We start from the raw sequence: 21,644 nt of genomic DNA on the forward strand, positions 1-21,644 counted from the left end.
TGTAACTCAATCCCGGTTAATTCTGCTGCGCTTAATCCTGAGCGTTTGCAACGTCTTCACTAAATTTTTCTAAAAACATCAATTGCCGTATCGATTTTGCGGCTTGGTGGTAATCGGCTTGCGAAAACTGTTGCGCGATGTGTTCAAGTTGTTCTTTGCGCGCCTTGGCAACATTTCTTTCTAATTCATCTAATGCGGCGTTGTCGTTGCGGGACTCGTCCAATTCTTCACGCCATTCCATTTGCTGCATTAAAAACGCGGCTGGCATGGCGGTATTGGATTCAGCTTGCACATCTACGCCATTGATTTCGCATAAATAAGTGGCGCGTTTTAAGGGGTTTTTGAGTGTTTGATACGCTTCATTTGCGCGTGTAGCCCATTGCATGGCGACGCGCTGTTCGGCGCTGCTGGCACTTACAAATTTATCAGGGTGCACTTGCGCTTGGACTTCGCGAAAAGCCTGGTCCAAGCTAACAAGATCGATATCAAACTGCGGGGCTAGCTGGAATAACTCAAAGTGATTTTGCATGTGCTTGCGTGGTTAGGTGCTGCTTGATTGTGCTACCTGAATTGCTGCTTGATTAGATTCGGAAGCTTTCGCCACAGCCGCATTCGTCTTTCACGTTCGGATTATTGAATTTAAATCCTTCGTTCAAGCCTTCGCGCGCAAAATCGAGTTCGGTACCGTCGATGTAGGTCAAGCTTTTTGGATCGACAAATACCTTGACACCAAACGATTCAAAAATCTGATCGTCGGGCGCGACTTCATCTACGTATTCAAGTTTGTAAGCCATGCCAGAACAGCCCGTGGTGCGCACACCAAAGCGTAAGCCTATGCCTTTACCACGTCGCTCCATGTAGCGAGTAACGTGGCGTGCAGCTTTTTCTGTCAGAGTAATGGCCATAATGATTACACCGTTGCGTGTTTGGTTTTGTAATCCAAAACAGCGGCTTTAATCGCATCTTCGGCCAAAATCGAGCAGTGAATTTTAACTGGCGGCAGGGCGAGTTCTTCGGCGATTTGGGTATTTTTGATATCCAAGGCTTGATCCAATGTTTTGCCTTTCACCCATTCGGTCACTAATGATGACGAAGCAATCGCTGAGCCGCAACCGTAGGTTTTGAATTTGGCGTCTTCGATAATGCCATCTGCGCCTACTTTGATTTGCAGCTTCATCACGTCGCCGCAAGCTGGTGCGCCGACCATGCCAGTGCCGACCGATTCATCGCCTTTTTCGAAAGCGCCAACGTTACGAGGATTTTCGTAGTGATCCATTACTTTGTCTGAATATGCCATGTTACTTCTCCCGTGTTCAGCTCACTAAAATAAGCGCGCTGGATAATTTAAATGTTTGGTAATTGCGTCAATTAGTAGGACTTAGTGCGCCGCCCATTGGATCGATGAAATATCCACGCCGTCTTTATACATATCCCACAGCGGCGATAGTTCGCGCAGCTTAGCGACTTTTTCTTTCATCAATTGGATGGTGAAGTCGATGTCTTTTTCGGTGGTAAAGCGTCCAATGGTAAAGCGAATCGAGCTATGCGCTAATTCATCGCTACGACCTAAAGCGCGCAATACATAAGACGGTTCCAAACTAGCTGAGGTGCAGGCTGAACCTGAAGAAACAGCGATATCTTTAATCGCCATAATCAAGGATTCGCCTTCGACGTAGTTAAAGCTCACGTTCAAGTTATGCGGTACGCGGTGATCTAAATCGCCGTTGATATAGACTTCTTCGATTTCTTGTAAGCCAGTCGCCAAACGATTACGCAGAGCCAAGATGCGTTTGTTTTCTTCTGCCATTTCTTCTTTGGCGATACGGAACGCTTCGCCCATGCCCACGATTTGGTGGGTAGCTAATGTGCCGGAACGCATACCGCGCTCATGGCCGCCACCGTGCATTTGGGCTTCAATCCGGATACGCGGTTTGCGACGCACGTACAATGCGCCGATGCCCTTTGGACCATAGGTTTTGTGAGCGGTTAAGGACAGTAAATCGACTTTGACTTTTTCCATATCGATTTCGACGCGGCCAGTGGCTTGCGCTGCGTCGCAGTGGAACACGATGTTTTTGGAGCGACAGAATTCGCCGATTTCAGCGATTGGTTGGATGACGCCGATTTCATTATTGACCCACATTACCGAGACCAGAATTGTGTCTGGACGTACTGCGGCAGCTAATTGTTCAACCGTGATCAAGCCGTCTTCGCCGGGTTGCAAATAAGTGGCTTCAAAACCTTGACGCTCCAATTCACGCACTGTGTCTAACACCGCTTTGTGTTCAGTTTTAACAGTGATGATGTGCTTGCCGCGTGTTTTGTAAAACTGAGCCGCGCCTTTTAAGGCTAAGTTGTTACTTTCAGTAGTGCCAGAAGTCCAGACGATTTCACGTGGATCAGCACCAATCAAGGCCGCAACTTGAGCGCGTGCGTCTTCGACTGCTTGTTCTGCGGTCCAACCGTACATGTGGCTGCGGGAGGCGGGATTGCCGAATTGCTCGCGCAGGTAAGGAATCATTTTGTCGGCAACGCGCGGGTCGATAGGCGTGGTCGCGGAATAATCCATGTAAATCGGGAAATGGGGAGCTGATGCAGTTTCTAACAAGCTATTTTTAATAGGATTGTTCATAAATCATTCCGGTTAGGCTAAGTGATGTTGATGTTGCGAGGTGTGCAGCACCACGATTTTTTGTTCGGATGCTTTTTGTTGGTTGACTAAATCTTGCAATGATACGGAGTCCAGATAATCCACCATTTTAGCATTTAGCGTCGCCCACAGTTCGTGGGTCATACAACGTGCGCCGCCGACGTGTTCGCTGCTGTGGCAGTTTTCTTTCCCGCCACATTGGGTCGCATCGATCGGCTCATCGACGGCGATGATGATGTCGGCGACGGTAACTTTGGCGGCAGGGCGGCCTAAGTTATAACCGCCGCCGGGGCCGCGCACGGATTCAACGATTTCATGGCGGCGTAACTTACTAAATAATTGTTCGAGATAAGAGAGTGAAATTTCTTGGCGCGCACTGATTCCGGCAAGCGTAACTGGGCCATCTGCTTGGCGCAGCGCCAAGTCGATCATGGCAGTGACGGCAAAACGGCCTTTGGTGGTGAGTCGCATGCAATGGCTCCTGAATTGATTCTGTTCGCTCGTTGCAGCTTAATTTGTGAGTAATTTAAAAACACTCATTAAGGCAAACCAGCTATTGAATAATTATTAATTCCTACTGAATTGCTCAAGTATAGCAAACTTGAGCAATTCTGTCAGGTACTGCTCCAATTCAGGATTTGATGTGGGAGGTTGGCAAAACGCTGGAAGATCGCATTTACATTTTGCGGCCAATATTTTTGATGTCGCGCATCCACACATATACCGGCAGGAAGCGCCAAGCTATAACCAAACCGATGGCGCTGTAGATGATGGGACTGATGGACGATGCAACACGATGAAGCAGCAGCGGCAGGATAAAAATTGAAAGCACCACCGGCGCTAAAGTTTGCTGATTGAGCCAACCAGCGGTGATGGCACGGTGCTCGCTGAGTTTGTTGATGTTTTGCACAATGGCGTGCAGGTTGCGTTCTGGTTTGAGTGCTGATTTACGCATTTCCATCCATTCTACATCGACCCGACCAGATGCGCGTATTTGGGCGATTGTTTGAAAATACTCGTCACACAATCGGTTCAATTCCTCGCATGTGCTTTCCGTGGCCCAACGATTATTAATGATGGTACGTAATTGAGCGAGAAGTGAGTTGATCTGCTTGCTGGTCGCTTGGCAATCTTCTTTTAATTGCAACTCATTAGCGGCTGATTTAGCCAACTGTTTTTCGGCGGCTTTACGCGCCTCGGGCAATAAACTTTCGACGACCAACAATTCAATTCCACTCATTGTTTGTGGGTTGCCTAATTCGGTAAGCCACGGACATTGCAGGCTTAAATGTGTGAGTTCGGCGTTAATGCGGACACGCTTTTTTTCTCCCCAGTTTTGGTCGTAACAAAACGCCAGAATTTGGGCGTGCATCGTGGACAAATATGGTCGGTTCAGTTGCTGATTGCCATACATCAGTTGATCGATGTTGACCGGCTCATGGCTATTTTTTTGTGCCGATTTGCTGATGATGTTGTTATAGATTTCCCAGGTCGAATAGAACTGATCGCAGGCGACATTCCAGCGTTGCACAATTTCAGCGGCGGCTTGATTGCCCGCTTTGGCGTAAATTTCTAAGACGCGATATTGATACAGGTGATTGAGCCACTGAATCGCCTTTTCGTCGCCCTTAATCGCGCTCTTGGTTTGCTCCAAAATCGCGGATAACGCAATGCTTTGTCCGTGCCACACCGCAGGAATTCCGGGTGCTAAATGTAAGATTAAATTCAATAACTGCACATCCACCGACATGCGCGGATCGCTGCGTTGGTCGAGCAATAAGCGAACCACGTTTTGATCTTTTTGCACATCTCTAAACCACGCCAGCAATTGTCCGTTGAGAATGTCAGCAATCCCCAATTCCCAATGATTGGCCAAGGCGACACCGAGTTGTTCGGGGTGATAGCAGCGTTGCTCGCCCAAGTGATAAGGCTGGTTGTAGGTGCGACCGGATTCGCTTGCTTGGTTGAGCTGTGGATCGGGCAAAGTCGCATCGTTTGCTAACCAACGCTGGATTTCCGATGCTCCCCAACGTTGTTGTGGATCGCGTTGTAATAATCCCCGCGCTAGCTTGGCAATGTTTGGATCGCTGATCTGGGAGGTGTTGATATTGCGCGTGGTAAGCGTGTGCATGATTACTGCATCCGACAAGGCGCTAAACGGATGTTGGCCGGTGGCAGCTTCCAACACGATCATTCCCAATGCCCAGTAATCGGCTTTGGCATCAATCACGCCGGATAAACTTTCTGGCGCAGCGTAAGGCAGAGTGTGTGCAACACCGGTGTAGCGTTGGGTGGTGTCGAGGATGGATGCAATACCAAAATCGGTCAGTACCAGATCCAGCGGTTGGGTGCTGCGGATTAAGATGTTCTCGGGCTTTAAGTCGCGGTGTACTAAACCATGCGCATGCACATCCGCCAAAGCAATCGCGAGTTCCTGCGCAATCGCGCGAACAAGTTCCGATGTGAGTGGCTGTTTTTTTCCGCCCGAATCCAATAAATTGCGCAACGAACCGCCTTGGCAATATTCCATTAATTCGTAGGCATAACCGTCGGAAACGCCTGCTTCGATCACCTCAACCCGATGGGCTCGATCAATGCGCGCTATGCGTTCTTGTACCGATGCTTTGGGCAGGATTCCGTGGCGATAAATTTTTGCAACTAGCGCAGTTGCGCTTGCGGTGCTATCCGTGATGGGCTGCACCAACAGTAATTCGGCTTCCGCGCCTTTGGCTGGCATGGCTTCGGTAATGCGATAGCGAGTTTTTAAGGCGCTCGGTAAGTTGATTAAACTCGCGGGCAATTTTTGTGAAGTTGGCGAAGTTGCTTTTGGCGCAGCAGTTAAAGGCCGGTCGCAATAGATACAGTTGACACTTCCCGGTGGATTCGGTTGGGCGCAATCTGCGTGGCTGCAAAGTAGGTTGGCAGACTCCATTGCCGCAGTTGGCACGGCTAGCGTGGGTGATTGAGGCGTTTGATCTTCGCTGCTTAAGTCGATTCCAGCCAGCAACGTACCGCACGCGCAGCGCAACACCTCGGGATTGTTTTTAATAGCGCAACTGGGGCAACGGCGGTAGTAAGAAGTGGTCATTAGTTAGTCGAAAATAGGTTCTAGGTGCGCCACGAAGCTTGGGTAAATTCGATCCCCTGTTCCTGACAGCGCGCCTCCAATGCTTGCATATCGCCACGTTGTGGAATGCCGATGTACCAGACTTTTTGTCCATCCAACATGACTTGAATGTGTTTGTTCGGCTGCGCTGGCGTTTGTTCGACAACAGTAGCGTATTTAATTTGGGCGCGGTTGGTGAGCAATTGCAATGACTGGTTTTCCGAGCCGCGCCAGAGTTGCTTGGTCGGCTTGGTATCGATATACGGTTCGGGTATCAATGCATCCAATTTAGCTAAAATTGTCGGATACTTTTTCTGCAAAATTGTGAGGGGATAGCCGCTATAACAGAGCACATCAAAGTTGCTTGCTGGCGGATTTTTTAATGTATTGCGCCATTTGTTAAGTGCATCTAACAAGGCAGAAAGCGCTTCGGGTTGATCAAATGGTTCACCGCCAGAAATCGTAACGCCATCAAAACCTAGTTTGTCGCTGCTAACGACTTGCTTGCACCACGCCAGCAATTGATCGACCGACATAATTCGATTAACGTTGGCATCCCACGTATCCTGCGAAACACAGCCTTTGCAGCCGATGGCGCAGCCTTGCAGCCAAATACCGATGCGCCGCCCGGGGCCCAAAACCGTGACCGGATAATGAGCTTTGTTGATGTTAATGGCGAGATTTTTTTTGAGCATTGGGTCTGTTTAACTTATGAAAGCGCGAGCGTTAAGTCAATCACCTTATCGCGCTCTTGCAAGTCGCTCACCAACAGCTTTTGCTTACCTTCTAAGTCATGTTCAAACAAAGCGCGCGACAAGGGATTGATGAAGCTGGCTTCCAAGGTGTTGCCAATCCCACGGCCACCGTTACTTAAATCGTTGGTGCAGCGATTAAGCAGCGCAGTTCGTACATTGGGCGACATGCTCAGGCGCAGTTTAAATTCCTCGAACAAACGCCGTGCGACATTCTTCAACATGCCATCAAAAATGCGCTCGGCCACATCAGGCGTGATGAAGTTGAACACGACAATATTGTCGCCAATACGGTTCAAAATCTCAGGGCGCGCCAGCTTAAATTTAAAGTAATCTTCAATCGATGCGCGTACCTTGGTTTCGACGAATTCATAGTTGTCACCTGCTTTGACTTGTTGAGTTCTTACTCCTTGGCGGTCTTCGACAAAGATACCGAGATTGGAGGTGAAAACTAAAATCGTTTCCGAAAAATACGCCGTTTCGCCGCGCCCATCGGTCAAGCGACCGTCTTCTAAAATTTGTAGGAATTTATCTAAAATTTGCGGATGCGCTTTTTCGATTTCATCGAATAACACCACCGAAAACGGCTTCTCGCGCACCGCATTGGTCAACTCGCCACCGGCATCAAAACCAACATAACCGGGTGGTGCGCCGAGCAAGCGCGCTCCGCTGTGCGGTTCGGCAAATTCGCTCATGTCAAAACGCAGATAGGCGCGCTCATCCCCGAAAACCAATTGGGTCAACGTCTTGGCCAATTCTGTTTTGCCGACACCGGTGGGGCCAGCAAAAAACAACACGCCGCGTGGACGATTGCCGCCCGATTTAGCTTGCGCGCCGGTCATGCCCATTACTGAGCGCTTTAAAATGTCCAACGTCTTGACGACGGCCGGATGTTGCCCTTTCACGCGCTCCTCAATAAATGGCATGGCATCGCGGATTTTTTCGCGTAAATAATCTTTACGCCACGGATTATCCAGTGCACCTAATTGATAGCAGCGCACCGCGTCGTCAATGTCGTGAATGCCTAATTTTTGTCTATCAGCGAGTTCGGTAATGTCAGATAACGCGGCCAAACTCAATCCCTCGCAGCCCTCCGCAAAGCGCTTTAAAAACTGTTCACGCTGGGCCGCGTTGGCGTCGTTAAATCCAGCAAACAGTGGGGCTAATTGCTGCGCGCTGGCGTAGCGAGTTTCGTAATCTGGTTTGCCTATGATTAAGCTGGCGACCCGCTCATTGTCTAGCGTGTACCAGCTAGGTAAATCTTGCGCCCGATTGACTAACCATAAAACCGGATTAAAAAGTGGGCGGCTGTGCGGATGGGATGCTGCAATCGGTTCTAACGTCACAATCGGTGCTGCGGACAGCGCGCATTTTTCGGCGGCGATAAAAAAGCGGTATTCGGCTTCACTCAAATGGCTCGCTTCGCGGCTAATGCGCGAGGCAAAATTAATGACTAAGGCGCAGCGCACCGTGCGTTGTGTGGCGCAGTTTTTCATTATCGCGGTGAGCGTTTCCAAGCTAATGATTTGGCTGCCGTTTTTGAGTTTGAGATCGAATAATTTTTCCGCTTGTTCGCGCGCCGCCAATTCATCGGGATAAACCCGAATTCCATCGGTTGGGTCGTACACCAATAGGAAGGCGTATTCGCGCTTTTTGAGCGATTCCCATAATGCGCGGATGAAGGGTACGAGCGCCAAGCCACTGCTGGTTTGCGCCAAAAAACTATCATGGATACTGCCCGAAATCACAAATTGCGAGCGTATCGGTAACAGCCGTTCTAAATCAATTTGCCAGCGAGGAGTGGGATTGCTCATAGCGATAGTGTTAGAAAATTTTTAGGGTGTTTGTTAAGCGCTTATTTGATTTCACGCGCCAACAACGGCTGTTCAATCCGGCGCTGTTCTTGTTCGGTAAATTGCGGTAACTGATCGCGATTGACTAATTGCACCGGCAATTCGCCGGCCTCTAACCGACGCGTGACATTCATGGATAAGCCGCGCGCTTCCATGGCTTTAAGCAGGGTGGGGAACTCAGTGCACCAGCGATCTTCAGCTAAATGATCGAGCACCGAGCGTTCGTTGTTGCCTTGTTGAACCGCGCGAATGACGTTGAAATTAATCGTGTTATTGGCCTCATTAATGCGCAAGCGCACCATGTAATCACCCCAATCGTGCCGCCTAAAATGCGCCACGCCGCCCTCGATAAATAAGGTGGAGCTAAATTCTTCGACTTGATAGCCTAAGTCGATTAAGGACTGGCGCAGAATCAATGCGCTGGCTTCTTGCAGTTGCTGCTGTTGAACTTGTTCTAGGTGCAGTTGAATTTGGTGGCGTAATTCGTTGAGTAGCAATTGCTCGCGCTCAAGCGGCAAATTCGATGCTAATTCTTGCGCCAGTAGCGCGATCTTGTCGGGTGCTTGGCCTAAATGTGCAATGCGTTGCAGCAGGCGCTGTACATTAGTTGCCGCTGCTTGCTCGTTCGCAAGCAAAAATTCTGGCGCAGATAAATGCTCATCGGTTGACGACATTTGCCTCGCTGCGTCGGTGAGTAAAATTGATTTTAATTCGGCGTTATAAGTTTGGATGGCCTGTAAATAGGCTGCTAATTCGTTGTTGTTGAGTGCTTTGTTCGCTGCTGTAGCTGTTCCGTGGTCAGCACCAGCGTTGACTGGTCGCTCAGCTTTAATGCGCACATCGTTGCCGCTGCGTTGGGCGATCAGACAGAGTTGTTCAAACTCGGTGTCGGCTGCTGCGATCCGCTCTTGCAAAGCTTGTTGACCTTGGAGGGCGGCGGATTGCTGCTGTTTGAGTTGTTCGTTACGTTGCTCGTGGTGCTGCGCTTTTAAAATCGCGCTGTCTTCGTAGCCTTGTTGGATTGCCATTGCCGCACGAATGGCCGCTGCTGACAACAGCACCGCCAAGGGATCAGCTACTAAAATCGCTGTAGTTGGGCCGCTCATAAAAAGGCTGAGATTAGACTTAATTTAAACATAAGGATTAGCCTAGCATGTAAAGATGCATTGCGGCACTATTTTTGTAGAGTGCTGGCAAACTTTCAGCTTAGGTGAGGATTTGGCAGTTGGGGCGGATTTACGCGGCTTTATCCTATTTATCGCTCAATTTGACAGTCTGGCAAGTTCATTCACCCAATAAAAAACAGCCCGATCTTGACTAAAAATCGGGCTGTTTTAGTAGGCAGATTGCAATAACGAATCTAGTACATCAACCTTCTTTAACGCGGTTGGCAATGTGCGCCAAGGATTCTTCCACTTGATCGACCAAAATCAAACACAAATCGCCTTCGTTCAATGCAGCCAGCGCGGTATCAATGGCTAAAAATTCGCCTTGAATTTCACTGATTTGCTTGGTGCGTTTAGCGTTAGCTAAGCCGGAGCGCAGCAAGGCAACCACTTCACCATCTGCGCGTCCACGTTGGCATTGGTCTTGGTATAGAACCACGTTATCAAAGGCCGCGCCCAAGATTTCGGTTTGTTGGCGAATGTCTTGATCGCGACGGTCACCGGCGCCGCTGATGACGACGGAGCGACGTTTAGCTGGCATGGTTTCCACTGCGTTGACCAAGGCCAAAATCGCATCTGGATTGTGACCATAATCCGCAATCAGGGTCGCGCCGCGGTAGTTGAATAGATTAAAGCGACCTGGTGCATTGTCGGTGTCGTTGGCAAAGGACTTTAAGCCCTTCTCGATGGCTTCCCAGCTAATCCCAACGCCCCACGCAGCGGCAACGGATGCCATCACGTTTTCAACTTGGAAGGCGATTTTGCCGCCGAATGTAATCGGGATATTAGCCAGCGGGATTTTGTGTTTGAATTCACCTTCTGCCGCAACCAACATACCGTCATCCACGTACACCACGCGGTTACCTTGTGCGCGATGAGTGGCCATGATCGCTTCTTTACGATCAGCCGCGAAGAAAGTAACTTTACCTAAGCAATTGTTCGCCATGCTGGCGACGATTGGATCAGCCGCGTTTAATACTGCCACGCCAGCGTCCGCTACGTTTTGCACGATCACACGTTTTAAGACTGCTAAGTCTTCCACGCTGGTGATGTAATTCAAACCTAAGTGGTCGCCGGTGCCGATATTGGTAATCACGGCCACTTGGCAACGATCGAAGGCTAAGCCTTCGCGCAATACGCCACCGCGCGCTGTTTCAAATACGGCGGCATCGACGTCAGGATGCAACAACACATTGCGCGCACTGCGCGGGCCGCTGCAATCGCCACTATCAATTTGTACGCCTTCGACATACACGCCGTCGGTATTGGTCATTCCGGTACGCAAACCAGAAGCGGTGAGCAGATGCGCGATTAAGCGCACGGTTGTCGTTTTGCCGTTGGTGCCAGTGACCGCCACGATAGGAATGCGCCCATCGTTGCCATCTTCAAACATGGTCGAAATAATCGCTTCACCAACTTGGCGGCCTTTACCAAACGACGGTGAAATATGCATACGTAAGCCAGGGGCCGCGTTGACTTCAACGATGCCGCCGTTTTGTTCTTCGATCGGTTTTAATACACTATCGCAGACCAAATCGACGCCGCAAATATCCAAACCGACCATTTGGGCCGCAGCGACGGCGCGTGCGGCGACTTCGGGATGCACATCATCGGTTACGTCAGTTGCCGAGCCGCCAGTGGAAAGATTGGCGTTATTGCGCAATGTCACGCGACGACCTTTAGCGGGAATGGATTCGGCGTTAAAACCTTGTAAGGCCAAGCTCGCAATCGCGATATCGTCGAAGCGGATTTTGGTCAACGAGGTGGCGTGACCGGAGCCGCGTTTTGGATCGAGGTTGACTTGATCGACTAATTGGCGCACGGTTTTTACGCCATCGCCAACGACTTGCGGTGGTTCGCGGCGTGCCGCGGCGACCAATTTATTGCCGATAACCAGCAAGCGATAATCGCTGCCCGGCAAATAGCGTTCGACCAAAATATCATCGCGGAATTCGCTGGCCGTGGCATAGGCCGCAAACAATTGCTCTTTGGTGGTGATGTTGACCGTAACGCCTTTGCCTTGGTTACCATCTTTTGGCTTCACAACCACTGGTAGGCCAACTTCTAAAGCAGCTTTCCAACCATCTTCTGGATCGGTGACTGAGCGTCCCATTGGAACAGGCACGCCAGCGGCGTTTAATAATTTTTTGGTCAGTTCTTTATCTTGCGCAATCGATTCGGCAATCGCGCTGGTGCAATCCATTTCAGCCGCTTGAATACGCCGTTGCTTGCTGCCCCAACCGAACATGACTAAGCTGCCATCAGTTAAGCGGCGATAGGGAATATTGCGGGCCACAGCGGCTTGTACGATCGAGCCAGTTGATGGGCCTAAACGCACGTCTTCATCGAGTTCGCGCAGTTGGCTTAATGCGCCCTCTAAATCAAAAAAACTGTCTTGTCGAGCAGCGATACATAGTTTCTCGGCTAATTCAAATGCCAAGCGACCAACGGCTTCTTCGGTATATTCAACGACTACTTGGAAAACGCCCGCTTCAACTGTTTGATTGGTGCGGCTAAAAGTCACTGGGCAGCCAGCGGAGGATTGTAAGCCGAGCGCGACATGTTCAAACACGTGCGCCATGGGAATCGCATCGTGATAACCGGTAGGTTGCAGGGCGCTCAACGCGGGGAAGCGGGCGCGCAGGCGGGTTTCAAAATCGGGAAGATTAACGATATTGAGTTCTTCTTGGCTGCACGTCAAAATCGCCTCAATCGCTGTGTGATGACTCCACAGATTAGGGCCGCGCAATGCTCGGATTCGTGAAACTTCCATAAAATAATTGTCCTAAGTCTTTTGTATGGCGAAATGGCGTTTGATGATTAAATCAAGCGCCATTTTCTAATTTTAATAAGGTGTTTTTTTCGGAGTCGATTCAAACGTTCTTAAACCCGCTTCAATTAAATCCGGTGAAATCGACAAAGCCCAAGCGGCGGCAACGGCGGCCATCACATTTTCGGGTTGCGCTGCTTTGACTGGTTTTAAGGATGAAAGCGGTAACAGGGCAGTTTCTTCTTTGCCGAGCGCCAAGACGATGCAGTTGTCGCGCAAAAATACGACACGTTCGCCTTCCGCGCGATGATTAGCGATGACGTCCGATGCGGAATTTTTACCGTAGAAAATCACTTTTCCATCGCACAATTCGGCCAGTTCAACAATGGTTGGATTGTCGGCATTTAGAACCGCAACGCCGCTAGGCAAGACCACATCGATTTGTGTGCGGACAACGTTAAATAATTTATCGGCATCCGTGATGTATAAATCGCTGAGATTTTTTAACTCGGTTTTTTCATCAATTTCGCTAACCACGCCAACCGCGCATTTATCGTAGACCAAACCTTCGGTCAGAATCATCCGATTACTGGTTTCAAACACGGCGGCTTCAATCGAGCGGTTGATTAATAAACGCTGACCAGCGGTCCAGTTAATACCGTTATTGGCGTCGATTTGGCGTTGATCCAAGAAAATACCGGAACTGCAAGCCAGACCAACGTGTTTGCCGCTGACTTGAATCAAGTGGGCAATCAGTCGTGAAATTAAAGTCGAACCGCTGGCACCTGCAACGCCGATGATAGGCACGCGGCCATTGGCGTCGCTGGGGAATAAATGTTCAATAATTGCGGTGCCGATAGGACGAGGCTTGCCGCTAGCGGGTTTTAGATGCGATAGCAAGCCCGGGCCAGCATTGACTTCAATGATCGCGCCGCGTTGGCTGTGCAGCGGCTTGGAAATATCTTCCACGACTAAATCAACACCAGCCACATCCAAGCCAACCACGCGCGCCGCTAAAGTGGCGACAGCCGCGATACTTGGATGAATATTGTCAGTCACATCAAAGGCGACATTGCCGTTACGTTGAATTAATACGCGATGATCTTTAGGCGGAATATCGTAGGCAGTAAAACCTTGGCGCTCTAATTCCAGAATAATTTCCGCGCCGTTTTGTGGGCCTAAGGCGTTCAATGGGAATTCTTCGGTCGTGCCGCGACGTGGATCGGAATTGATTTGATCGTCCACTAATTCGATGATGTTGGCTTTACCGTCGCCGGTCACCCAAGCCGCTTCGCCTGCTGCAACGGCAACGACTTTCTTGCCCACGACTAATACGCGGTGCTCATTGCCGGGAATAAATTGCTCAACGATGACAGCGCTGCCGTCGCCTTTGCGGTCGGCCAATTTAAATGCGGCAATGACATCGGCTTCGGTTTTTAAATCCAGCGAAACGCCACGCCCATGATTGCCATCGTAAGGTTTCAGCACAACTGGCAAACCTACGTCTTGCGCGGCCTCCCACGCTTCTTCAGCGGAATGCACCAACGTGCCGTCTGGTACCGGAACACCACAGGATTTGAGTAAAGACTTGGTTAAATCTTTGTCGGACGAGATGCTCTCCGCGATGGCGCTGGTTTGGTCGGTTTCGGCAGTCCAAATACGACGTTGCGTGTTGCCGTAACCAAGTTGCACCAAGTTACCGTCATTTAAACGCATCCAAGGAATAGAGCGGCTGGTTGCTGCATCAACGATGTGGGCCGTAGATGGGCCTAAGCAAAGTGAATCGGCTAAATCCCGTAATTCTTCAACTTTGGTGGCGAGATCGAACGGCGTGTCATCGATGGCGGCAAGTAATAATTCGCGCCCAATTTCCAACGCGGCCCGACCAACTTCTTCTTGGCGAGTACGGAACGCCATTTTGTACAAGCTTGGTTCAGCGGCTTTGCGGGTTTTACCAAAACCGGTGCGCATGCCAGCTAAGTTTTGTAGCTCAAGAACGATATGTTCCAAAATATGGGCGGCCCAAGTGCCTTCGCGCAGACGTTCAATAAATCCGCCGCGCTCGCCGACGCCGCAGCGATGTTCGATCAAGCTAGGTAGCCAAGTGGTTAATCTGTCGGTTAATCCAGGAAGCAAGTTGGAGGGGAATTGCTCTAATTCACCAATATCGACCCACGCTTCAATTACTGGGCGGTAAGTCCAAATATTCGGGCCACGTAAATACGTTACGCGGACAAATTTAATATCTTTCTTGTTTGTCATTTATTTTATTTTCACCAACATGTGGGACAGAATTACTGCTTGATTCCAATTAATCAGGACTTAGGCAAAACTGCTCAAGGACGCTGTTCCCGGTTTTGGAACAATTTTGCATAAACTCGATGTGTGCGTTCGTGTATTTATTTACAAGAAGAAACAAGAACAGACTTCATGAATCGCTTATTGTATACTGCCGAAAGCAAATTTTGCCCTTAGAACAGCTTTCCAACGGCCAATTCAATTCGATAGAATACCGTAAGTTATCGCTCTTGCGCTACGGTTTACGCTTCTAAAACATGCTCATTATCATCAACTAGACTATAAAACAGCGATGATATTGTGCTTTCCCACCGCTCGATTTCGAGCGTTTTTGCACTTTGGAGTACCGATTACAATGACAATGAAACAAGTTCCTGCCGATCTAACGTTAACCAATCTTCCCGAAATCTGGCGTAGTGACGTGGCGACTATTCTCGCCGCAGGTGAGAACGCACTGACCACCTTAGAGGTTGACTTGGATGCGCGATTAAATTTCCGCAAGGGAATTTTGATTGCAACGGAATCGCGTTTATTGTCGCGTTCAGCCGAACAAAGCGAATGGCAAAGTTGGGATTACCGTCCTGATTTGGCGCTCAATCATTACGATCACGCGGGTATCGGGCATTTGGAATTAGTCGATTCCAATGGCTTGCTGGCGTCGTGGCGCTTTACGCTAGATCAAAATTTGTTGGCAACACGGTTTGCCGAACAATTTAAGTTGTACCAAAACAGTCAAATTAGTGGCGAGCCTATCGTCGAAGCCGATCAATTGGTTTGCCCAAGCTGTAAAGCTCCGCTGGAACCGGATCAGGATGAATGCCCGATTTGCGCCAAAGTCATTCACACACCGCCATCCACGCTCACTTTATTCCGTTTGTGGCGCTTTGCTGAGCCCTACAAATTGCAATTGTTTATCGGCTTCGCGCTGACTTTATTGGGAACCGCGGCTGGATTGGTGCCGCCGTATTTAACCGGTCCGATTTTGGACGATATTCTGATTCCCTACGCGACCACCAAGCATATTGATCCTTGGATGGTATCGATGTACTTGGGCGGTTTATTGGGTTCGGCTGTGTTGGCATGGCTGTTGAACTGGCTCAAAACTTATATTTTGGCTTTAGTCTCCGAGCGCATCGGCTCTGATTTACGTACCGCAACTTACGAACATTTAATGCGGCTATCGTTGGAATATTTCGGCGGCAAGCGCACCGGTGATTTGATGTCACGTATTGGTAGCGGGACGGATCGGATTTGCGTGTTTTTGTCCTTGCATCTGCTCGACTTTGCTACCGACGTCATCATGCTGGTCATGATCGCGGTATTTTTGGTGCGTCAAAATGCGATGTTGGCCTTGGTGACCTTGGCGCCGCTGCCCTTTATCGCGTGGATGATACACATCGTGCGCGATCGTCTGCGTAACGGCTTCGAAAAAATTGACCGTGTTTGGGGCGAAGTCACCAACGTGTTAGCCGATACGATTCCTGGTATTCGCGTGGTTAAAGCGTTCGCGCAAGAGCAACGCGAAGCGAACCGCTTTTACGAAGCTAACCGTCACAATTTATTGGTGAATGATCGTTTAAATAAAGTGTGGGCATTGTTTTCTCCCACCGTTTCTTTGTTGACTGACATCGGAATGTTGGTGGTGTGGGCGTTTGGTATTTGGCAGATTTCTCGCGGCGAAATCACTACCGGTGTGCTGATTTCGTTTGTCGCGTTAATGGGCCGCTTTTATGGTCGTTTAGATTCGATGAGTCGGATTGTCTCGGTAACCCAAAAGTCTGCGTCGGCGGCTAAACGAGTCTTTGATATTTTGGATCATGTCTCCAGCGTTCCAGAGCCAGCTAATCCGGTTAAAGTGACCAACGTACAAGGGCATATTGAATTGCGCGAAGTAGGCTTCCGTTACGGCAATCGTGCAGTCAACCGCGGCGTGTCGCTCAATATTAAACCGGGCGAAATGATCGGTTTGGTGGGACATAGCGGCTCAGGTAAAAGTACTTTGGTCAACTTGATTTGCCGTTTTTACGATGTGGCCGAAGGAGCGATTTTGTTGGATGGCGTTGATATTCGTTCGTTTGCCGTGTCGGACTACCGCCGTAATATCGGCTTAGTATTGCAAGAGCCGTTTTTATTCTTTGGCACCATTGCCGACAATATCGCCTACGGTAAGCCGGATGCGACCCGCGATGAAATTATGGACGCTGCGCGTGCTGCACATGCGCATGAATTTATTCTGCGTTTGCCGCAAGGTTACGATTCAATGGTCGGTGAACGTGGTCAAGGTTTGTCGGGCGGCGAGCGCCAGCGGATCTCGATTGCGCGCGCCTTGTTGATCGATCCTAAGATTTTGATTTTGGATGAAGCCACGTCGTCGGTTGATTCCGAAACCGAAAAAGAAATTCAAAAAGCCTTAGATAATTTAGTTAAAGGTCGCACCACGATTGCGATCGCGCATCGCTTATCCACGTTAAATAAAGCCGACCGACTCGTCGTGATGGATCGCGGCGTCGTGGTGGAAGAAGGTAAACACGAAGTATTGATGGCGCAGCAAGGCGCGTATTACCGCCTCTACCAAGCGCAAGCGCGCAATGCGGCGGTATTATTAGAATCAAGCGAAGGTTAAACGACTTATGCAAACAACTCAATTTGACTTAACCCGAAATTCGTTCGGAAAATTAATGTTAACCGCCAACGGCGAAACTCACGAAGGCGTCACTCCCGTGCGCGCTTTCCCGATTCAAACGCCCGAAGAAGGCATTGCCTTGGTCAGTACCGATGGGCGCGAAGTGGCTTGGGTAGAGCGTTTGGTTGATTTACCGCAGCAAGTGCGCGATTTGATTACCAATGAATTGGCTGGACGGGAATTTGTTCCGGTTGTTGATCGCATCATCGGTGTATCCAGCTTTTCCACTCCTTGCACTTGGACCGTGGCAACGGATCGTGGCGAGACTAATTTTGTCTTGCGGGTAGAAGAAGACATTCGCCGTGTGGGTGAAAGTTTGTTAGTGACCGATAATCACGGCATTAATTTTTTAATTCGCAATCCGCGTAAATTAGATAAACATAGCCGCAAAATTCTCGACCGTTTTCTGTAAGTGACCGCAACCGGATGACTTCACCATCTCACTATCTCCATGCCTTAAAACAGCGGTTAAAAACAGTCAGTGTGTTTGGGTGGCGATTAACCCAAATCCGCAGTTTGCTGCGCTTTGCCATTAAGCGCATCGTGCAAGGGCAATTGGCGCAAGTCGCGGGCAGTTTGACCTTTACCACCGTGTTGGCGCTGGTGCCTTTGTTGACCATTGCGCTGGCAATTTTTACGGTGTTCCCTTTGTTCACCACGTTTCGTGCCTCGCTAGAAGCCTACTTTATTCAAAGTTTGATGCCGAAGGCGATTGCCACCAATATCCTCAATTACCTTAATCAATTCGCCTCGAAAGCCACGCGCTTATCGGCCTACGGTGCGGTGGCTTTGATGGTGACTTCGGTTGCGATGCTTGGCACTATCGAGCGGGTGTTTAATCAGATTTGGCGGGTAAAGCAAAAGCGCCCAATATTAAAAAGTATGTTGGTGTATTGGGCTTTAATCACCCTGGCTCCGCTGCTCATTGGTGTGTCGTTGACGGTGACATCGTATTTATTTGAGGCGACTTCGGATGTGGTTGGCACCATTCCGGGCAGTAAAATTTTGTATACGATTGCTTCGATTATTTTTACCACGAGCGCTTTTGCGTTGCTGTACGTGTCCGTGCCAAACCGCCGGATCGAATGGCGTGATGCCGCGTGGGGCGGGTTAGTGGCGGGTATTTTGTTTGAAATTGCTAAGCGCATTTTCGCGTCATTCGTGATTCATATCCCAACTTACACGGTGGTGTATGGCGCGGTCGCGGTGGTACCTATTTTTCTGATTTGGATATACACCTCGTGGCTGATCACTTTATTTGGTGCGGTGATTACGGCCTCCTTGCCGATTGTGAAGTATGAGCGTTGGTGGTACGTGCCCCGTCCCGGTGGTCGCTTTGTCGATGCGATGGCGGTGCTGGAGACTTTATTCTTGACCCGTCAACATTCCAATAACGCTGGAATTTCTAGCTGGGATATACGCCAGCAAACCCGCTTGGGCTTTGATGAGATCGAAGAGTTGTTGACCCAAATGAGCAAAGCCGGTTGGGTGGGGCGCTTGCATGCGGAAGAAATCGTCGTCAAGAAAAAGACGCCGTTGGTCGGTTCGGAATGGTGGGTGATGCTGGTCAATCCAAGCGTTATTCCGATGTCACAGGTGTATCGCTTATTTTTGTTTGAATCGCAGTCCGATACGCGCTTAAGCAAAAAGGTAGAAGCCGCGATTGAACAGGGTTTGCAGGAATCGCTGGAAAGCTATTTCCTATCGCAACGATAAGCGGGAATGGCTCGTTGCTTTGCTTGGTGATCAATGTGCGGCTGAAAAAAATGCTGAGTGTAATTCCTCAGCATTTTTATTTTGCGCTCGCTAAATCAGTCGATTAAATTTCAGCCCGCAGTCGAGCGATTGCGGCGCGCACTTGATTCGGCGCCGTGCCGCCTAAATGGTCACGCGCAGCTACGGAGCCTTCAAGGGTTAATACTTCAAAAATATCTGCCTCAATCAAGGTCGAAAAAGCCTGTAATTCTTCCAAACTTAAATCGCTTAAATCACAGCCTTTGTTGACACAAGTTTTTACCGCATGCGCCACTGCTTCGTGCGCATCGCGGAACGGCAAACCTTTTTTTACCAAATAATCAGCCAAGTCCGTCGCGGTCGCATAACCCTGTAACGCAGCAGCACGCATGGCTTCTGGCTTGACGCTTATGCCGCTAGCCATATCAGCAAAAATACGCAGGGTGTCGGTAATGGTGTCCACGGTGTCGAATAAAGGTTCTTTGTCTTCCTGATTGTCTTTGTTGTAGGCCAATGGCTGACCTTTCATCAGCGTGAGCAGGGCGATTAAATGACCATTGACGCGACCTGTTTTGCCGCGCGCTAGTTCAGGCACGTCGGGATTTTTCTTTTGCGGCATGATGGATGAACCGGTGCAGAAACGGTCAGCAATATCAATGAAACCGATACGCGGGCTCATCCAAATGACTAATTCCTCTGACATGCGCGAAATATGGGTCATGATCAAAGCCGATGCCGCGCAAAATTCAATCGCGAAATCACGATCTGAAACAGCATCCAAGGAGTTTTGACATACGCCGTCAAAACCCAAGGTTTGGGCCACACGCAAACGATCAATCGGGAAAGTTGTGCCCGCTAAAGCGGCAGCGCCCAAAGGCAAGCGATTTACCCGTTTGCGGCAATCGGCCATGCGCTCTGCGTCGCGACTAAACATTTCAACATAGGCCAAAATGTGATGGCCGAACGTGATCGGTTGCGCGACTTGCATGTGGGTGAAACCCGGCATGATGGTGTCGGCATTTTTTTCGGCTAAATCCAATAAGGCCAAACGGAATTGCGCCAATAAACCCAAAATATCGTCAATCGCGCCGCGCAAATACAAGCGAATATCGGTCGCCACTTGATCATTGCGCGAGCGCCCAGTGTGCAGACGTTTGCCCGCATCGCCGACGATTTCTGTTAAACGTTTTTCAATATTTAAATGAACATCTTCCAAATCGAGTTGCCAAGTGAACTCGTTGGCGCCGATCTCTGTTGAAATTTGTGCCATGCCGCGCACAATTTCGGCATAATCTGATTTGCTAATAATTTCTTTAAAGCAAAGCATTTCCGCGTGCGCGAGCGAACCTTGGATGTCAACATGCGCTAAGCGTTTGTCAAAAAAGACCGAAGCCGTGTAGCGTTTGACCAAATCAGAAACCGGTTCAGAAAAGCGAGCAGACCACGCCTCATTTTTTTTAGAAAATTGTGATGTCATGTTGTTTTGCCTAGGGTTTTACATGGAATTGATATGATTATAAAGCACCTGAAGACAGCAACTCCTTCGGCTGTGTCGTCGGTTATTCCAGATTGCTGCAATATCGGGGTGATTTATCGCGTCTTGTTGGCGACCAATTCGGCGGTGTTTTGCGCCATTTGGATACAAAGTAGTGATACGCCATCGGCTGTGGTTAAGTTTTTTAATTCGGCCATGCTGCTGGAAACGATCAGTATTCTATCGTTATTAATGTTGTGTGGCATTAGAAAAGTCGCCTTGGTGCAATTATTCCCTCTATGGGTTCAACGCGGGCTGTGCGGATTAATCCCTGGCTCGATTGCTAGCGCCTTGGCCATTTTTATCGACGCTCAGCAATGGTTTGAGAATGATTTTGCTCACATTTCCGCTTGGCAGTTGTTCGTTTTGTCTGGATTTTTTGGCCTAATTTATCAGCAGCATTTTGAATTGCGAGCGCGCGCTTTTTCGCCCGCCTTGGGCGAAGCGAAGCTGCAAGCCTTGCAAGCGCGGATTCGGCCGCATTTTTTGTTTAACAGTATCAATGCCGTGCTGTCACTGATCAGAACCGAACCGCTGCGGGCCGAGACAGCATTAGAAGATTTGGCCGATTTGTTTCGTGTGCTCATGCGCGATACACGCGATATGTCCACCTTGTACGACGAAGTGCGCTTATGTCGCCAATATTTGTCGATAGAAAAAATCCGCTTGGGCGAGCGTTTAAAAGTCGAATGGGAAATTACCAATTTCAGCGAAAAAAATGTGAAAGAAGCCCAAATCGCCAGCTTGTTATTGCAGCCATTAATCGAAAATGCGGTGCATCACGGCGTTGAGCCATCCGAGAAGCTGGCCTTGATTACCATCAAATTAAATCGCAGCTCCGAGCGCATTTATATCGTGATTGAGAATCCGTATCACGGCAAGCACGAGACCAAAGGTAATCAAATGGCGCTCGATAATATTCGTGAACGTTTGTCGCTGCTGTACGACGTGGAAGCCGATTTTGATGCCGCTGTGGTCGGCGATCAGTTCCAAGTTAAACTTAGTTTTCCCTACCAAAAAAATTCAGGCGGCGAACACCAGCGTAATCCTAATGTTGAGCGCCGCAGCATCAAACGTCACGACGATGCCACTATTTGA

16 protein-coding genes are annotated in these 21,644 nt (G+C 49.4%); 4 read left to right on the top strand and 12 right to left on the bottom strand.

All coding sequences use genetic code 11. The features are described from left to right. Nucleotides 1-31 precede the first annotated feature (31 nt). From hscB to E2I14_RS01325, 11 genes are all read right to left on the bottom strand, one after another. Nucleotides 32-529, bottom strand: coding sequence for a Fe-S protein assembly co-chaperone HscB (gene hscB / locus E2I14_RS01275; protein WP_133324649.1), 498 nt, complete (start codon nucleotides 527-529; stop codon nucleotides 32-34). Between the two features lie 52 nt (nucleotides 530-581). Continuing rightward, nucleotides 582-905, bottom strand: coding sequence for an iron-sulfur cluster assembly protein IscA (iscA, locus tag E2I14_RS01280; RefSeq protein ID WP_133324651.1), 324 nt, complete (start codon nucleotides 903-905; stop codon nucleotides 582-584). Nucleotides 906-910: 5 nt separating this feature from the next. Beyond that, on the bottom strand, nucleotides 911-1,297 hold the full coding sequence (gene iscU, locus E2I14_RS01285) for a Fe-S cluster assembly scaffold IscU (RefSeq protein WP_133324653.1): 387 nt from the start codon (nucleotides 1,295-1,297) through the stop codon (nucleotides 911-913). Between the two features lie 81 nt (nucleotides 1,298-1,378). After that, a complete protein-coding gene (locus tag E2I14_RS01290) occupies nucleotides 1,379-2,632 on the bottom strand; it encodes an IscS subfamily cysteine desulfurase (RefSeq protein WP_133324655.1) in 1,254 nt (417 codons plus the stop codon). A 12-nt stretch (nucleotides 2,633-2,644) separates the two neighbouring features. Then, the gene (iscR, locus tag E2I14_RS01295; RefSeq protein WP_133324657.1) at nucleotides 2,645-3,121 is read right to left on the bottom strand and encodes a Fe-S cluster assembly transcriptional regulator IscR; all 477 of its coding nucleotides are present in this window, start codon (nucleotides 3,119-3,121) and stop codon (nucleotides 2,645-2,647) included. Between the two features lie 205 nt (nucleotides 3,122-3,326). Continuing rightward, nucleotides 3,327-5,738: a serine/threonine-protein kinase gene (locus tag E2I14_RS01300; protein WP_133324659.1), complete on the bottom strand. Its 2,412-nt coding sequence runs from the start codon at nucleotides 5,736-5,738 to the stop codon at nucleotides 3,327-3,329. Nucleotides 5,739-5,758: 20 nt separating this feature from the next. Further along, nucleotides 5,759-6,451 (bottom strand): 4Fe-4S single cluster domain-containing protein, encoded by a 693-nt coding sequence (locus E2I14_RS01305; protein ID WP_133324661.1) that lies wholly within the window; start codon nucleotides 6,449-6,451, stop codon nucleotides 5,759-5,761. Nucleotides 6,452-6,465: 14 nt separating this feature from the next. Continuing rightward, nucleotides 6,466-8,322, bottom strand: coding sequence for an AAA family ATPase (locus E2I14_RS01310; protein WP_133324663.1), 1,857 nt, complete (start codon nucleotides 8,320-8,322; stop codon nucleotides 6,466-6,468). A gap of 41 nt (nucleotides 8,323-8,363) precedes the next feature. Beyond that, the gene (locus E2I14_RS01315; protein ID WP_133324665.1) at nucleotides 8,364-9,467 is read right to left on the bottom strand and encodes a hypothetical protein; all 1,104 of its coding nucleotides are present in this window, start codon (nucleotides 9,465-9,467) and stop codon (nucleotides 8,364-8,366) included. A gap of 262 nt (nucleotides 9,468-9,729) precedes the next feature. After that, nucleotides 9,730-12,300, bottom strand: a complete 2,571-nt coding sequence (cphA, locus tag E2I14_RS01320; protein WP_133324667.1) for a cyanophycin synthetase — start codon at nucleotides 12,298-12,300, stop codon at nucleotides 9,730-9,732. Nucleotides 12,301-12,372: 72 nt separating this feature from the next. Further along, a complete protein-coding gene (locus tag E2I14_RS01325; protein ID WP_133324669.1) occupies nucleotides 12,373-14,559 on the bottom strand; it encodes a cyanophycin synthetase in 2,187 nt (728 codons plus the stop codon). Nucleotides 14,560-14,950: 391 nt separating this feature from the next. Between E2I14_RS01325 and E2I14_RS01330 the strand changes: the two genes are divergently transcribed. From E2I14_RS01330 to E2I14_RS01340, 3 genes are read left to right on the top strand one after another with little or no spacing between them, the layout of a single operon-like run. Further along, nucleotides 14,951-17,218 (top strand): cyanophycin metabolism-associated ABC transporter, encoded by a 2,268-nt coding sequence (locus E2I14_RS01330; RefSeq protein ID WP_406675692.1) that lies wholly within the window; start codon nucleotides 14,951-14,953, stop codon nucleotides 17,216-17,218. A 7-nt stretch (nucleotides 17,219-17,225) separates the two neighbouring features. Next, complete coding sequence (locus E2I14_RS01335) at nucleotides 17,226-17,690, top strand: cyanophycin metabolism-associated DUF1854 family protein (protein WP_133324671.1); 465 nt, start codon at nucleotides 17,226-17,228, stop codon at nucleotides 17,688-17,690. Nucleotides 17,691-17,704: 14 nt separating this feature from the next. Continuing rightward, nucleotides 17,705-18,994, top strand: a complete 1,290-nt coding sequence (locus tag E2I14_RS01340; protein ID WP_133324673.1) for a YihY family inner membrane protein — start codon at nucleotides 17,705-17,707, stop codon at nucleotides 18,992-18,994. Nucleotides 18,995-19,097: 103 nt separating this feature from the next. Here the strand turns inward: E2I14_RS01340 and argH are convergent, their stop codons facing one another. Further along, nucleotides 19,098-20,489 (bottom strand): argininosuccinate lyase, encoded by a 1,392-nt coding sequence (gene argH, locus E2I14_RS01345; RefSeq protein WP_133324675.1) that lies wholly within the window; start codon nucleotides 20,487-20,489, stop codon nucleotides 19,098-19,100. Nucleotides 20,490-20,522: 33 nt separating this feature from the next. Here argH and E2I14_RS01350 point away from each other — a divergent pair, with 33 nt between their 5' ends. Beyond that, nucleotides 20,523-21,644 (top strand): sensor histidine kinase, encoded by a 1,122-nt coding sequence (locus E2I14_RS01350; RefSeq protein WP_133324677.1) that lies wholly within the window; start codon nucleotides 20,523-20,525, stop codon nucleotides 21,642-21,644.

The sequence above is a fragment of the Sapientia aquatica genome, assembly GCF_004358105.1.
In the GTDB taxonomy this organism is placed as follows: Bacteria; Pseudomonadota; Gammaproteobacteria; order Burkholderiales; family Burkholderiaceae_D; genus Solimicrobium; species Solimicrobium aquaticum.